Below are 15003 nucleotides of genomic sequence, written 5' to 3' on the forward strand. Positions count from 1 at the left end.
GATGCCGTCGCTGCACTTCGGCTGGTCACTGTGGTGCGGCGTCGTGATCGCGGTCCTGGCGCGCCGCTGGTGGATCAAGGCCCTGGGGATGCTGCACCCGCTGCTCACCGCTTCCTCGATCGTCACGACCGGGAACCACTGGGTGCTGGACGCGGTGGGCGGAGCCCTGGTCGTCGGGGCGGGCTTCGGCCTCGTGTACGTACTGACGGGGCCGCGGCCGGCCACCGCCGATCCGCACCAGGAGTCCCGGGCGGCTCATGCGAGCTCCGGCCGATCGATGAATTCCGTCTGAGGTCGGTCGCAACCCGCCGGCGGTCGACCACATCGTCGCCCTCCAGGATCCGCCCGGGCAGCCGCTCGGCGTCTTTCCCGAGGAGGAGGCCTCGGGGCGTCATGCCCTGCTGAAGACGGCCATGTCATCGCCGAAGGCACAGGCCAGGAAGCTCGTGTCCGGGGAGATCAGTGCCGCGTTGGTGCCGGGCACGTGAAGAACGTCGGCGACGGTGCGGCGCAGGAGGTCCCAGATCCGGATCGTGTTGTCCAGGGAACTGGTGACGGCGACCGGCCGCCCCTCGAGTACATCGCATCTCACGGACAGGACATAACTGGTGTGCCCCTTCATCGTCTTCTTCAACGGCTGGCCCGTCGCGAGATCCCACATGCGTAGGTGCCCTTCGCGAGAGCCGATCACAGCGACCTGGCGGCCGTCGAGCACGGTGCACGCCATGGCCGAGGGCGAGAGGTCGAGCGGGATGCGGCGCACTGGTCTCCCGCCGTCCAGGGTCCAGATCCGCAGGGTCTCGTCCTTCGAGGCGGTGACGACCACCGGCCGATCGTCCAGGACGGTGCAGACAACCGCCGTCACCGGCTTCCTGTGGCCTGTGAGCGGCGGATACAGGTCGACGCCGGTCGTGATGTCCCACACCTGTACCGAGTCGCGCGGGGCGCTGGCGGCGCATACGAGCCGCTGGCCCATGACAGCACACGCGATGCTGGGCCTGGCCACCTCGGACCTGCGCAAAGGTGGTCCCATGGGCCGGCCGGTTCCGAGGTCCCACGACCGCACCGCCCCGCTCCGGGAGACACTGACGGCGATCTGCCGCCCCTCGAACACCACGCACGACATCGCGCGGATGTCGCCTTCCCCTCGGAGGGGCGTCCCCACAGGCTGAGCCGTGGCCAGTTCCCAGACGCGCACCGTGTTGTCTGCGGCGGCCGTGACGATGGCCGGCTGACGGTTGATCACGGCGAAGTCCATGTCGGACACCGGCTTTGTGTGGCCGATCAGGGGATCCCCGAAGACCTGGTGGGACGACAGGTCCCAGACACGGACCGTGTGGTCGAACGAGCCGGAGACGACGATCGTCCGACCGGCCGACGATGTGTACGCCACCGACAGCACACCACTGCTGTGACCGGTGAGGGGCGTCCCCACCAGCCGACGGTCCCTGAGGTCCCATACCGCCAGTGCCCCGTCGTGGGAGCCGGTGATCGCTACCGGCCGGCCGTCCAGTTCGGTACACACGAGCGAGGGTGTCCAGTAGTGGCCGTGTCCCTCCCACTCGGCGAGGTGCCGCAACGTGTCCAGGTCCCACAGGTGCAGTCGGCCGCGAGTGCAACTGCCCACGGCGACCGGACGGCCGTCCAGCGTCGTGCACGCGACGGCCAGAATCTGGTTCTGCGCCGTTCGCTCCAGCTGTCCCCGCTGTCGCAATGTCGCCAGCTCCCACACCTCCAGCCCCGAGCGCGCCGCGCTGACTGCGACGGCGTGGTTCCCCACCGTGCCGCACGCGACGGTCGTGACAGCGCCGCCGGCGGTCATCGGGAGGCCGGTCGGCTGACCGGTGGCCAGGTCCCATACCCGCAGCGTCTTGTCGTTCGACCCAGTGACCGCGACGGGGCGACCGTCCACCTCGGCCCACGCCACGGCGTTCACAGAGTCGCTGTGACCGGTGAGCGGTGCTCCGACGGGCCGGCCGCCGACGAGATCCCACACCCGGGCGGTGCCGTCGGCCGAACCGCTCACGGCCACCGGGCGGCCGTCCAGTTCCGCGCACACCACGGACTTCACGGAGCCGGTGTGGCCGGTCAGCGGCTCGCTCCGGTGGCCGGTGGCCAGGTTCCACATCCGTAGCGTCGCATCTTTCGCGCCGCTGACGGCGATCGCGCGGCCGTCCACCACCGCGCACGCGACTGCTTCCACGTTGCCGGTGTGGCCGGTGAAGGTGTGGCGCAGGTTGCCCGACACCCGTGAGCCTGAGGCGGCGACCGGCTTCCAGGCCCGTTTGGCAGCCTTGCTGTTGAGTGCCTCCAGAATTTCGGGCACGTTGAAGCGCGCGGCGTCCAGGGCCAGAACCTGCCGACGGCCGGGCGGGTCGAGCCGGCGGTGTACGTCGATCGAGGTGCGGTAGATCGCGGCATGCAGACGGGCGGTGTCGTCGCGGCACTGCAAGAGGCGGAGCGTCAACGCGTCGCTCTCCGCGTGCACCAGATACTCGAGGTCTGCCATCAGCACGTCGAGCTCGCCCGCTCGTGTGGCATGCAGAGCGAGATGCCGCAGGGCGTAGGGATGGGCACGCCCCCAGTCACGCGAGCCGTCCAGGCCGTACGGCACCGTCCGGAGCAGAGTCCGGGTGAAGGCCTGGTGCACCGCCTCGGCGTCCTGCTCCCTGCGCAGAAACTCCGCCATCGCCTCGTGATAGAGCCGGTACACCGAGCGCCCGTCCTCCACCGCCTCGACCACGTAGGCGCCGGCCTCCCGTCGCAGCCGGTGCAGGTCGTGGTTGGTGTACCGACGCCCGGAGATCTCCGACGCCAGCGGAGCCCAGATGTCTTCCCAGGGCAGGCCCTGGCCCTGCGCGTAGGCCAGCGGCCGCAGGAGGTCGAGGATCCTCTGTGCGTCCGCTCCGAAGCGCTGGTCCAAGTCCCGGTGCATCGCGTCAGCGGCAGCGCTGGGCAGCGACCGGAGCCAGTCGGCGTCCTGGGGATCGGGCAGCGTGGGCGTGGCCGCAAGCGTGCCGGCGGTGATACGGGCGACCAGGAACGAGTGTCCGGCGGCCGACGCCACCGCATGTGCGACGCCGAGCCGCACCTCGCTCGGGCAGGCGAGGTACGGGGACTCGGGGTGCGCGTCGAGGAGATTGCGGACCGTGTACGCCAGCACGGCCTGCGGGTCGGCGTAGCGGGGTGCGTCCAGGTCAATGTGGTCGGAACGGTGCAGGCCGAGCGGCGTGAAGAGGTGAGGGCGGGTGCCGAGGAGTAACCGAAGGTGCTGCGGAGCCAGCTCGGTCAGGGGCCGCAGGACCTGGCTGCACAGTGTGGTCGGCGTCGCCGCTTCGTCCAGACCGTCGATCAGGACGACATGTGGACGACTCGGTGCGGGCCCCTGGTTGAGGTGGTTCAGCAGGTCGGCCACCGACTCCGCGACCGGCAGGCGCAGAGCCGCGGCCAGTGCACGCACGACTTGTTCATCGGTGAGGCCTTGTGCGTAGATCGAGGCACGGATCGCCCGCTTACGAGGCAGCTGTCGTCCGGAGAGGCCCAGGCTGCTGAGCGGCACGGTCTGTCGGTACTCCGGATCGCTCACTGCCGCGAGGAGACCGAGGACGGCTGTCTTGCCCGAGCCCGGGGCGCCGGTGACCACCAGTGACCTCCGGTCGTCGGGGTGCTCGCCCAGCCAGCAGGTGATGTCCTCGAGCGCTTGATGGCGGCCGGAGAACCACCAACCCACGCGGTCTTCTTCACGGTGCCCCATGGCCCGGCGCAACAACCGCGTACGGAATTCCACGTCCCGTCGCTGGTCTTGCTGGTCCCACTCGGCGGCCTGTTGCAGCGCCAGGTCCGTGTGGGACAGCTGCGGGCTGTGCTTGGCGTTGGGCAGGAAGGGCGGCACCTTGCCCGTCAGACCGATGAGTTCCAGGCCGATGTGCTGATGGCCCGGACGTTTGGGGTTGTTGCGGGTCGCGTTGACGACCGCGTCGAGGGCAAGGTTCTCCGGTGAGTAGCCCGCCGTGGCCAGGCTGGTCACCGCCTCCGAGAACAGCTCGGGAAAGGCGCCGGTCTGAGCGAGTTGAAGGGGCTGCGCCGACGTGATCACCGCGAGGCACCCGTTGCCCTCGCGCCACTCGTTCTTCAGCCTCGCCATCGTGGCGAGGAGTTCGTTGCCGCCCTGCCCCGAGTAACAGGTGTCCAGCATGAGAAGCAGCTTGCGCACCCGGGTCCCGGCGAGGATCTTGCGCGCCAGCATGCTCGGCTGCAGCGCGTCGTGGAGATCGCCGGGGTCAGTGTCCGAGGTGAGCAGCACGTAGTCGTTGTCGACGACCTCGCCGTGTCCGGCGATGTACACGGCGACGATGTCGTCGTGGCGACGGTCCGGCGCCCGGCAGAACTCGCGTAACTCCCAGAGCAGTTGCTGCTGGGTCGGGTTGGCTCCGAGGTCGGACACGTGTTGGTACCCGAGGTGCCGGGTGAACAACTCCACCACGTTGCGGCGGGCCTCGACGAGTCCGGGGCGGTCCCACTCGGGTGCGTGGGTGTAGTGGCTGATCGCCGTCGCGATGAGGAAGCGCCGCGGCTCGGTCCCGCTCATGCCAGGCCCTCCGCCACCGCTTCGCCGGTCTCCTTGGCGGTCAGATAGAGGGCGGCGTCGTGCGCGTGCGAGCCGTTGTGGACGACCTTGCCGACGAGGTTCGTTCCGAAGAACAGCGACAGGTCCTTCACCGCGGCGACGACATCGCCCTCGTCGACGACGTTCGTCCACGAAGCGGTCCCCGGCCACACCTCCGGTCCGGGCCGCAACCGGTCCACCACCATCCGCATCCCCAGCGGGGACCCCAGTGTCACCAGCGCGCGCACCCCGTGCCCGGGGCGGGCGCACAACGCCTCGAACGCGACGACCGAGCCGAGCGAGTGCGCGACCACCACCCGCGTGTCCGGGCCGATCGCCTCCTCCACCCGGCTCCTGGCCGCCGCCCGCAGCTCACCGTCCGTCAGATAGCGCCGGACCTGCTTCAGGTCGAACACCAGGGCCCGCAGCGACACTTCGGCGAAGAAACGCGAGTGCTGGAGAACCCTCAGTGCCGTCTGCACGGCACGTGGCGAGCGGGCCAGTGTGTCCCCGCCGGGCGGCGGCACGGCCGGATCGACCCGGGCCGCCGCCGCCCACCACTCCAGCAGCAGCTCCGTCTCGAACCCGTCGTCCACGTCGTCCGCCGTGAACATCGGGTCGCCGACGGCCAGGGTGTGCCCGGCGGGCCGGAACAGATCCCCGTAGAACGCCATCCGCAGCTCGCCCGGGGCGAGTTCCGGTCCGCCCGCCCGTTCGAGCCCGTCGGCGAGCGCCGGCTCCCAGTCCGTCAGCAGCGTGTTGCTCCCCAGGCGCTGCTTGCCCACCCCGTGCACACCGACGATCCGCGCCATCACACCCGTCCCCCGAGCCGGCAGGACTGTTCACTCTAGAGCTAGGGACTCGGCCCCGCATTCGAACCACACCGTCTTCCCGCCCCCGCGCCACGGCGACACGCCCCACTTGTCGGCCATCGCGTCGAGCAGGAGCAGTCCCCGGCCGCCCTCGGATTCCAGGTCGAACGAGGTCGGCGAGCAGGGGAGTTGATCGCTGCCGTCCGTCACCTCGACCCGTACGCCGGCCGACTGCCGCAGCAACAGCAGCGTGCAGCGGCGGTCCGGGACGTGCTGTACGACGTTCGCTAGCAGCTCGGTCACGCCCAGCTCGACGGCGTCCGCCAGCTCGGGCATGCGCCACTCTTCGAGGAACGAGCGGACGATGCGGCGGATGTGGCGGGCGGCGTGTTCACCGACGGTGAGGCGCATCGTGTACTGGGCGGGAATGTATTCGTTCACGGGACGAGGCTGACGTGCCGTGACTACGCTGGGCTACGGAACGGATACAACCGGTCCCATTGTGGGCCGAGTTGCGTGAGAGGGGCTTCTGCCGTGACCCACATCAACGCCCTTGACCCTGGTGCGTCCCCGCTCGACTACTACGGCTACGAGCTGAGGAGACACCGGGAGGCCGCCGGGCTGACACAGAAGCAGCTCGGGGAGATCCTCAACTACACGGGCTCGCTCGTCGGCCAGATCGAGACGGCGCGGAAGGTTCCGACGCCGGAGTTCAGTGAGCGGGTGGACGCGGCGCTGGGCACGGACGGTATGTTCTCCCGGCTGGTCGAACTGGTGCTGCGCAGCCAGCTGCCCGCCTGGTTCAGGCAAGTGGCTGAGCTGGAGGCCCGAGCAGTCGAGATGTGCACCTTCCACACGCATCTGGTGCATGGCCTCCTTCAGACCAAGGCGTACGCAAGCGCGGTGCTGGGTGCGCTGGACAGGACCGACCTCGACGACCGCATCTCCGCTCGGCTGGCACGTCAGCGCATCTTCGAGAAGGGCGAGCCGACCGTCTTCTGGGCAGTCATCAGCGAAGCCGCGCTGTACCAGGAGATCGGGGGCCGGGAGATCATGCGCGGCCAACTGGCCCGCCTGTTGTCCTTCGAGGGCAACCCCCGGATCAACGTTCAGGTCCTGCCGTTCTCCTCTGGAGCCCACGCGGGACTCCAAGGCTCATTCGACCTCTTCCGCTTCGATAGCGATCCCGACATCGTCTATACCGAGGGGTACGGCAGCGGGCATCCGACCGCAAACCCAGACACCGTCAAGGACTGCTCGCTCCGTTACGATCACCTGCAAGCCGCCGCGCTCTCCCTCAGGGAATCGGCGGAGTTGATCCGGCGTGTGATGGAGGAACGCTATGGCGAGCAGTGTGATCCCGGCAGGGACCCAGTGGCGTAAGTCCAGCTACAGCGGCGACCAAGGCGGCAGTTGCGTAGAGGTCGCCGAAACCCCCCACACCACCATCGCAATACGCGACTCGAAGAACCCGGCGGGACCGATCCTCACCCTCGACCCCGCCACGTTCACCACCTTCATCAACTGGACGACGACTACAACCGCTGAATGATCGTGCCGGTGGCCAAACCGCCCCCCGCGCACATCGTGATCAGCGCGAACTCCTTGTCCGCGCGTTCCAGTTCATGAAGCGCCGTCGTGATGAGCCGGGCCCCGGTCGCTCCGACCGGGTGCCCGAGCGCGATCGCGCCGCCGTTGACGTTCACCTTCTTAAGGTCCTGCTCGAAGACCTGCGCCCAGCTCAGTACGACCGACGCGAACGCCTCGTTGATCTCCACGAGGTCGATGTCCTTGAGGGACATCCCGGCTTTGCCCAGCACGGCCTTGGTCGCGTCGATCGGCCCGTCGAGGTGGAAGTGGGGGTCGGCGCCCACCAGGGCCTGGGCCACGATCCGGGCCCGGGGCCTCAGCTTCAGGGCGCGAGCCATCCGCTTCGACGCCCACATGATCGCCGACGCCCCGTCGGAGATCTGCGACGAGTTGCCGGCCGTGTGGACCGCCGTCGGCATGATCGGCTTCAGGCCGGCCAGCGCCTCCGCCGTCGTGTCGCGCAGGCCCTCGTCCTTGTCGACCAGGCGCCACATGCCCTGCCCGGCGTGCTGTTCCTCTTCCGTCGTGGGGACCTGGACCGCGAACGTCTCTCGTTTGAAGCGTTCCTCCGCCCAGGCGTGGGCGGCCCGCTCCTGGGAGGCGAGGCCCAGGGCGTCGACCTTCTCGCGGGTCAGGCCACGGTGACGGGCGATGCGCTCGGCCGCCTCGAACTGGTTCGGCAGGTCGACGTTCCACTCGTCGGGGAACGGCTTGCCCGGCCCGTGCTTCGAGCCCGACCCGAGCGGCACCCGGGACATCGACTCCACGCCGCACGAGATGCCGACGTCTATCACGCCCGTGGCGACCATGTTGGCCAGCATGTGGGAGGCCTGCTGGGAGGACCCGCACTGCGCGTCCACGGTCGTCGCGGCCGTCTCGTAGGGGAGCCCCATCGTGAGCCAGGCCGTGCGCGCGGGGTTCATGGACTGCTCGCCGGCGTGGGTGACCGTACCGCCGACGATCTGCTCGACGCAGTCGGCGGGGATGCCGGTGCGGCCGAGGAGTTCGCGGTACGTCTCGCCCAGGAGGTAGGCGGGGTGCAGGTTGGCGAGCGCGCCGCCGCGCTTGCCGATGGGGGTGCGTACGGCTTCGACGATCACGGGTTCGGCAGCCATGGGTGCGGGTCCTCTCCGGGAGGCTACGCGGAACTAGTACGCGTTCTAGTTCTGTCAGCAGTGTGCTGAGGGCCGCTTGCCGACCGCAAGGGTCGTGCGGGCAATTGGGATGTCCGTGCCTCTTGCCTCTTGTAGAACCCGTTACTACCGTCACCGCAACTCCGCACAGCTGATGGGCCGTCAGACTCAGAGTCGGTACGAGTGGTGGGAGCCGCCCATGTCCTGTCCCGCGCTGCCCGACGGGTTCGACTTCACCGACCCGGACCTGCTGCACAGCCGCGTGCCCCTGCCGGAGTTCGCCGAGCTGCGCCGGGTGGAGCCGGTCTGCTGGGTGCCGCAGCCGGCGGGTCTCGCCGGTTTCCAGGACGAGGGGTACTGGGCGGTCACCCGGCACGCCGACGTCAAGTACGTCTCCACGCATCCGGAGTTGTTCTCGTCGTACCTCAACACGGCGATCATCCGCTTCAACGAGCACATCGAGCGCGACGCCATCGACGCGCAGCGGTTCATCCTGCTGAACATGGACCCGCCGGAGCACACGCGGGTGCGGCAGATCGTGCAGCGCGGGTTCACGCCCCGGGCGATCCGCGCGCTGGAGGAGCGGCTGCGGGCCCGTGCCCACACGATCGTGGCGAACGCCGGCGCCCACACCGGCCCCTTCGACTTCGTCACCCAGGTCGCCTGCGAACTGCCCCTCCAGGCGATAGCCGAGCTGATGGGCGTGCCGCAGGAGGACCGGGACAAGATCTTCGACTGGTCCAACAAGATGATCGCGTACGACGATCCGGAGTACGCCATCACCGAGGAGGTCGGCGCCGAGTCGGCCACGGAGATCATCGCCTACGCGATGAACATGGCCGCCGACCGCAAGCAGTGCCCCGCCCACGACATCGTGACGCAGCTGGTCGCGGCGGAGGACGAGGGCAACCTCAACTCGGACGAGTTCGGCTTCTTCGTGCTGATGCTGGCCGTCGCCGGCAACGAGACCACCCGCAACGCCATCACCCACGGCATGCACGCCTTCCTCACCCACCCCGAGCAGTGGGAGCTGTACAAGAGGGAGCGGCCGTCGACGGCGGCGGAGGAGATCGTGCGCTGGGCGACCCCGGTCGCCGCCTTCCAGCGCACCGCCACCCAGGACACCGAGCTGGGCGGCAAGCTGATCCGCAAGGGCGACCGCGTCGGCCTCTTCTACGCCTCCGCCAACCACGACCCCGAGGTCTTCGAGGAGCCGGACGACTTCGACATCACCCGTGACCCCAACCCCCACCTCGGGTTCGGCGGCGGCGGCCCGCACTACTGCCTGGGCAAGTCCCTCGCCGTGCTGGAGATCGACCTCATCTTCAACGCCGTCGCCGATGCCATGCCCGGCCTTCAGCTGGTCGAGGATCCCCGCCGGTTGAGGTCGGCGTGGATCAACGGCGTGAAGGAACTCCGGGTTCGGACCCGGTAGCGGTCACTGCGGTCGGCGTAGTCCCGCGAGGAGGAGCGCTACCAGTCGGCGGGCGTCGTAGCGGGGGTCCGTGTCCGCGCCGATGCAGAGGTTCCCGATGCCGCGCAGGAACTGGTAGGCGTCGAGGTCGGAGCGGATCTCGCCGGACGCGGCGGCGGCCTCGAGCAGGTGGGTGCACACCGGCAGGAGGCGGTCGAGGAAGTAGGCGTGCAGCGGCCCGAAGCAGGTGCTGTCTCCCTGCATCGCGGTGGCCAGGCCGTGCTTGGTGACCAGGAAGTCGACGAAGAGATCCACCCACCGCACCAGGGCGGCGAGGGGTGTCGGGCCGGCCGCCAGCAGGGTCGGGCCGGCTTCGGCGCAGGCGTCGACCTGGTGGCGGTAGACGGCGATGACGAGGTCCGCCCGGGTGGGGAAGTGGCGGTAGATCGTGCCCACCCCGACGCCGGCCCTGGCCGCGATGTCACGCACCGGCGCGTCCACGCCCGAGCTGACGAAGACCTCGGCGGCCGCGTTCAGCAGCGTCTGCTGGTTGCGCCGGGCGTCCTTGCGCTTGGACCGGGCTGAGCTTCCGGCGCTCTGGCCGCTGTCGTTCACCGTGCCGTCCTTCCGTGACCTTGTGAAGCGGAACGCTGTTCCGTATTGTATTTTCCCGTAATCGGAACGACGTTCCGCTTCATTCATGATGGCAGACCTGAACGGAAGGCACTTCCATGCCCGGCACTTCCCTGCCCGACTCGACCACGGTGATCTCCGCGAAGCCGGTGGTGCTGCCCGTCCCGGGGCGCGGTGAGGACCTCCAGGTCCGGGTGTCCGCCCCCGCGACCGGCGGCGGTCTGCCCCTCGTCGTCTTCTCGCACGGCTTCGGCTGGTCGATGAACGGCTACGCCCCGCTGGCGGACCACTGGGCCGCCCAGGGCTTCGTGGTGGTGCAGCCCACCCACCTGGACTCCAGGACGCTGGGCCTGCCTCCCGAGGACCCCCGCACGCCGCGGATCTGGCGCTTCCGCATCGAGGACCTCACGCGTGTGCTGGACGGACTGGACGTACTCGAAGCCGCCGTACCGGGCCTGGCCGGGCGCCTCGACCGCGACCGCGTCGCCGTGGCCGGCCACTCCTGGGGCGCCCAGACGGCGAGCACGCTGCTGGGCGCGCGCGTCCTCGACTCCGACGGTGTTCCCGGTGAGGACATGTCCGACCCCCGTGTGAAGGCGGGCGTGCTGCTCGCCATGGCCGGCCTGGGCGACGACCTGACCCCGTTCGCCGTCGAGCACCTCCCCTTCATGAGGCCGTCCTTCGACACCATGACCACGCCGGCGCTCATCGTCGCCGGGGACCACGACGACTCCGTGCTGTCCACGCGCGGACCGGACTGGTTCACCGACCCCTACACCTACAGCCCGGGGAACAAGAGCCTGCTCACGCTGTTCGGGGCGGAGCACTCCCTCGGCGGCATCCCCGGCTACGAGGTGGCGGAGACGACCGACGAGAGCCCCGCACGCGTCGCACTGCTCCAGCGCCTCACCACCGCCTACCTGCGCAGCGCCCTCTACCCCGGGGACACGAGCTGGAAGGCGGCGGCCGCCGCGCTGGAGGAGGACCCCGAGCCGCTGGGGAAGCTCCAGAGCAAGTAGAAGGCGAAGGCGACGGCCCCGGGGATCAGGGGGCCGCCGCCTTCGGTCTTGGGGGGTGGGCACGGCCAGAGAAACAGGCGCGCCGGGTGCCCGCAAGGAACCCGCTTACTAGGGGTGGCCGCATGTGCGCGGAAGGTCTGACCCGTGACCGGGGGTTGTCCCTACGGCCCCGCTTCGTAGGTGACCGGGGTCATGTGGGCGGCTTCACGTCCGGGGCGCGTCGAACGTGACCGGCGTCTCGAAGGCCGCCCGGCGGGTGGCGCGGCGCAGGGCCCGGAGAACAGCGGGGCCGAGCGTGAGCGTCAGGACGACCGTGACGACGGCCCGGCCCAGGTCCCAGCCCAGCGAGGTGGCCAGGCAGTACGCGAGGAACCGCGCCAGGTTGGCGGCGACCGCCGCGTGCGGGTCGAAGGCGACGTTCGAGGCGAGGGCGCTCATGAAGGGCCAGCCGGCCAGGTTCATGACCGTGCCGTAGGCGAAGGCGGCGAGCAAGCCGTAGGCCGCGAGCATCACGAGCTCCGCCCGGCCGCGCAGCCGGTCCGGGCCCGGCAGCAGGCCCGCGCCCATCGCGAACCAGCCCATCGCCAGCATCTGGAACGGCAGCCACGGGCCCACCCCGCCCGTGAGCAGCGCGGACGCGAACATCGTCACCGAGCCGAGGACGAACCCGAACCCCGGGCCGAGGACCCGACCGCTCAGCACCATCAGGAAGAACATCGGCTCGATACCGGCGGTACCGGCCCCGATCGGACGCAGGGCCGCACCCGTCGCGGCCAGCACGCCGAGCATCGCGACCGCCTTCGGGCCGAGACCGGACTCCGAGATCGCCGCGGCCACGACCGACACGAGCAGCACCAGCAGGCCCGCGAAGAGCCAGGGCGCGTCCTGCGCGTGCGCGCTGATCCGCGAGGTGGGCGGGGTCAGGAACGGCCAGCCGAAGCCCACGACGCCCACGGCGCTGACGAGGGCCAGGGCGGTGACGGAGCGGGGGCCGAGGCGGACGGCCCGGGCCTGACGCTGGGGGGTGCTCCTGGGGTCCATCAGCCGGCCTCGTCGAGGGCCGCGCGGACCTGGGAGACCGTGAGCCAGTGCTGCGGGGCAAGGATCTTGGTGACCTGTGGGGCGAAGGAGGGGGAGGAGACCACGACGTCCGCCGTCGGGCCGTCCGCGATCACCTCGCCGTCGGCGAGCAGCACCACCCGGTGGGCGATCTCGGCCGCCAGCTCCACGTCGTGCGTGGCCAGCACGATGGCGTGCCCCTCGGCGGCGAGGGTGCGGAGCACCGCGACCAGGCGGGCCTTCGCCGCGTAGTCCAGGCCGCGGGTCGGCTCGTCGAGCAGGAGCAGCGGGGGCCGGGCCGTCAGTACGACGGCCAGGGCGAGGGCGAGCCGCTGCCCCTCCGAGAGGTCCCGGGGGTGGGTGTCGCCGGTGACGCCGGGGAGCAGCTCGGAGACCAGGGCCCGGCAGGTGCCGGGCTCCGCGTCCGCGTCCTGGTCGGCCGCGGCGCACTCGGCGGCGACGGTGTCGGCGTAGAGCAGGTCGCGCGGTTCCTGTGGCACGAGGCCGACTTTGCGTACGAGGTCCTTCGGGCGCGTGCGGTGGGGGATCGCGTCGCCGACCCGGACGGTTCCCGACGTGGGGGTGACCAGGCCGACCAGGGAGTTGAGGAGGGTGGACTTTCCGGCACCGTTGCGGCCCATCAGGGCGATCGTCTCGCCGGGGGCGATGGTGAGGTCGATGTGGCGCAGGGCGGTGATGCGGGCGCGGATGACGGAGAGGGCATGGAGCTCCGCTGCGCCCACTGGGGTGGGTTGTGCCACGGGTTTGCGGGTGCGGGTCGAATGTGGTTGATCGCGCAGTTCCCCGCGCCCCTCCGGGACGTATTTCAGCTGTTGCCTCAGATCCCCTGCCTTGCGGCGGGCGTCTCGGACCGTCAGGGGCAAGGGCGTCCAGCCCGCCAGGCGGCCCAGGGCCACCACCGGTGGGTACACCGGGGACACGGCCATCACCTCGGCCGGGGTGCCTACGACCGGGGGCGCGCCCGGGGCGGGCAGGAGGGCGATCCGGTCGGCGTACTGGATGACGCGTTCCAGGCGGTGTTCCGCCAGGAGGACCGTCGTGCCGAGGTCGTGCACGAGCCGCTGGAGGACCGCCAGGACCTCCTCCGCGGCGGCCGGGTCGAGCGCGGAGGTCGGCTCGTCCAGGACGAGGACGCTCGGGTGCGGGGTGAGGACCGAGCCGATCGCGACGCGCTGCCGCTGGCCACCGGAGAGCGTGGCGATCGGGCGGTGGCGCAGGTCGGCCAGGCCGAGCAGGTCGAGCGTCTCCTCGACGCGGCGCCGCATCACGTCCGGGGCGAGGCCCAGCGACTCCATGCCGTAGGCGAGTTCGTCCTCGACGGCGTCGGTGACGAAGTGGGAGAGCGGGTCCTGGCCCACTGTGCCGACGACGTCGGCGAGTTCGCGCGGCTTGTGCGTACGGGTGTCCCGGCCGGCGACCGTGACCCTGCCGCGCAGGGTGCCGCCGGTGAAGTGCGGGACGAGCCCGCTGACCGCGCCCAGGACGGTGGACTTGCCCACGCCGGACGGGCCGGCCAGGAGGACGAGTTCCCCTTCCGGGACCTCGAAGTCGATGCCCTGGACGGTGGGTTCGGCGGCGCCGTCGTACGTCACGGACACGTCCTCGAAGCGGATCACGACGGCTCCTTGGGATCGGGGGCGACGAACGCGGGCAGCAGGCCGAGGAGGATCGCCGCCGCGGGCCAGAGGGGGAGCGTGGGAGCCATGAGCGGCACCACGCCGGGGTGCAGGGCCGCGGGGTCACGGGCGGCGGCGAGCGTGAGGAGCGCGGCGACCGCCACGCCGGACGCGACGACCAGCCAGGCACGCACGTCCCAGCGGTCGGGGCGGTAGCGGGTGCGCAGCGACCGCCGTCCGCCGAGCCGGAGACCCGCGAGGGCGGCGGCGAGGCCGGTGAGGAGCACCGGGACGCCGTACGTGGCGCCCTCGGCGGTGAGCAGACCGTACGTTCCGGCGCACACGCCGAGCAGCCCGCCGAGGGTGAGGACGGCGGTGGTGCGGCGCACGGCGGGGGGGACCTGGGCGGTACGGCCGTAACCGCGGGCGTCCATCGCGGCGGCGAGCGACACCGAGCGCTCCAGCGCGCCCTCCAGGACCGGCAGGCCCACGTGCAGCAGGCCCCGGAGGCCCTTGTCCGGGCGGCCGCGCAGGCGGCGGGCGGCGCGGAGGCGCTGGACGTCGGCGATGAGGTTCGGCGCGAAGGTGAGGGCTACGACGACCGCGACGCCCATCTCGTACAGGGCGCCAGGGAGGGACTTGAGCAGGCGGGAGGGGTTCGCCAGGGCGTTCGCGGCGCCGACGCAGATGAGGAGGGTGGCCAGTTTCAGGCCGTCGTACAGGGCGAAGGTCAGGGCCTCGGCGGTGACCTCGCCGCCGAGGCGGATGCCCTGGGCCCAGGCGGGGAGGTCGGCTTCGGGGAGGGTGAGGAGGGTGTGCGTGCCGGGGATGGGGGAGCCGAGGACCGTCGCGAAGAGCAGGCGGATGAGCAGGACGGCCAGGGCGAGTTTGACGAAGGCGCCGTAGGAGCGGGACCAGGGGGTGTCGGGGCGGCGGGTGGCCACGACGTAGGCGGAGACCGTGACGAGGAGGGTGAGGAGGAGGGGGTTGGTGGTGCGGGTGGCCGCGGTGCCGAGGGAAAGGGACCAGAGCCACCAGGCTGCTGGGTGCAGGACGGTGGGTCGCGCAGCCCGGCGCTGCGGGGTGCCGCTGCGCCCACC

General features: G+C 70.8%; 13 protein-coding genes. 5 read left to right on the forward strand and 8 right to left on the reverse strand.

What is annotated here, in order from left to right; translation table 11 throughout:
* Positions 1-292: phosphatase PAP2 family protein (locus tag GTY47_RS19015; protein WP_010049144.1), on the forward strand; the 292-nt coding region annotated here is incomplete at its 5' end.
* Between the two features lie 99 nt (positions 293-391).
* Here the strand turns inward: GTY47_RS19015 and GTY47_RS19020 are convergent.
* The 3 genes from GTY47_RS19020 to GTY47_RS19030 are packed head-to-tail and all read right to left on the reverse strand — an operon-like array spanning position 392 to position 5829.
* Positions 392-4588 carry an AAA family ATPase gene (locus GTY47_RS19020; protein ID WP_010049145.1) on the reverse strand — a complete coding sequence of 1399 codons (4197 nt, stop codon included), beginning with the start codon at positions 4586-4588 and terminating at the stop codon, positions 392-394.
* Positions 4585-5418: a hypothetical protein gene (locus GTY47_RS19025; protein WP_010049146.1), complete on the reverse strand. Its 834-nt coding sequence runs from the start codon at positions 5416-5418 to the stop codon at positions 4585-4587. The genes GTY47_RS19020 and GTY47_RS19025 overlap by 4 nt, the downstream gene beginning before the upstream one ends.
* A gap of 30 nt (positions 5419-5448) precedes the next feature.
* The gene (locus GTY47_RS19030; RefSeq protein WP_050810356.1) at positions 5449-5829 is read right to left on the reverse strand and encodes an ATP-binding protein; all 381 of its coding nucleotides are present in this window, start codon (positions 5827-5829) and stop codon (positions 5449-5451) included.
* Between the two features lie 123 nt (positions 5830-5952).
* Between GTY47_RS19030 and GTY47_RS19035 the strand changes: the two genes are divergently transcribed.
* Positions 5953-6801, forward strand: a complete 849-nt coding sequence (locus GTY47_RS19035; RefSeq protein WP_010049148.1) for a helix-turn-helix transcriptional regulator — start codon at positions 5953-5955, stop codon at positions 6799-6801.
* Positions 6761-6970 carry a DUF397 domain-containing protein gene (locus GTY47_RS19040; protein ID WP_078603022.1) on the forward strand — a complete coding sequence of 70 codons (210 nt, stop codon included), beginning with the start codon at positions 6761-6763 and terminating at the stop codon, positions 6968-6970. Before GTY47_RS19035 ends, GTY47_RS19040 begins: the two co-directional genes overlap by 41 nt.
* Here the strand turns inward: GTY47_RS19040 and GTY47_RS19045 are convergent.
* Entirely contained in the window at positions 6954-8123 is a 1170-nt protein-coding gene (locus GTY47_RS19045) for a steroid 3-ketoacyl-CoA thiolase (RefSeq protein ID WP_010049153.1), read from the reverse strand. The genes GTY47_RS19040 and GTY47_RS19045 overlap by 17 nt on opposite strands.
* 217 nt (positions 8124-8340) lie before the next feature.
* On the opposite strand from GTY47_RS19045, the gene GTY47_RS19050 reads away from it, so the two are divergent.
* Entirely contained in the window at positions 8341-9576 is a 1236-nt protein-coding gene (locus tag GTY47_RS19050) for a cytochrome P450 (RefSeq protein ID WP_010049155.1), read from the forward strand.
* Positions 9577-9579: 3 nt separating this feature from the next.
* Here the strand turns inward: GTY47_RS19050 and GTY47_RS19055 are convergent, their stop codons facing one another.
* Positions 9580-10170 carry a TetR/AcrR family transcriptional regulator gene (locus GTY47_RS19055; protein ID WP_010049157.1) on the reverse strand — a complete coding sequence of 197 codons (591 nt, stop codon included), beginning with the start codon at positions 10168-10170 and terminating at the stop codon, positions 9580-9582.
* A gap of 116 nt (positions 10171-10286) precedes the next feature.
* Between GTY47_RS19055 and GTY47_RS19060 the strand changes: the two genes are divergently transcribed.
* Positions 10287-11207: an alpha/beta fold hydrolase gene (locus GTY47_RS19060; RefSeq protein WP_010049159.1), complete on the forward strand. Its 921-nt coding sequence runs from the start codon at positions 10287-10289 to the stop codon at positions 11205-11207.
* Between the two features lie 204 nt (positions 11208-11411).
* On the opposite strand, the gene GTY47_RS19065 is transcribed toward GTY47_RS19060, so the two are convergent.
* Genes GTY47_RS19065 through GTY47_RS19075 form a run of 3 tightly spaced genes read right to left on the reverse strand, consistent with a single transcriptional unit; the run spans position 11412 to position 14955 of the window.
* The gene (locus tag GTY47_RS19065) at positions 11412-12248 is read right to left on the reverse strand and encodes an ECF transporter S component (RefSeq protein WP_010049161.1); all 837 of its coding nucleotides are present in this window, start codon (positions 12246-12248) and stop codon (positions 11412-11414) included.
* Positions 12248-13903 carry an ABC transporter ATP-binding protein gene (locus tag GTY47_RS19070; RefSeq protein WP_010049164.1) on the reverse strand — a complete coding sequence of 552 codons (1656 nt, stop codon included), beginning with the start codon at positions 13901-13903 and terminating at the stop codon, positions 12248-12250. The genes GTY47_RS19065 and GTY47_RS19070 overlap by 1 nt, the downstream gene beginning before the upstream one ends.
* A complete protein-coding gene (locus GTY47_RS19075) occupies positions 13900-14955 on the reverse strand; it encodes a CbiQ family ECF transporter T component (RefSeq protein WP_029181824.1) in 1056 nt (351 codons plus the stop codon). The genes GTY47_RS19070 and GTY47_RS19075 overlap by 4 nt, the downstream gene beginning before the upstream one ends.
* Positions 14956-15003 lie beyond the last annotated feature (48 nt).

The organism is Streptomyces sp. SID5464 (assembly GCF_009862985.1).
In the GTDB taxonomy this organism is placed as follows: domain Bacteria; phylum Actinomycetota; class Actinomycetes; order Streptomycetales; family Streptomycetaceae; genus Streptomyces; species Streptomyces chartreusis_D.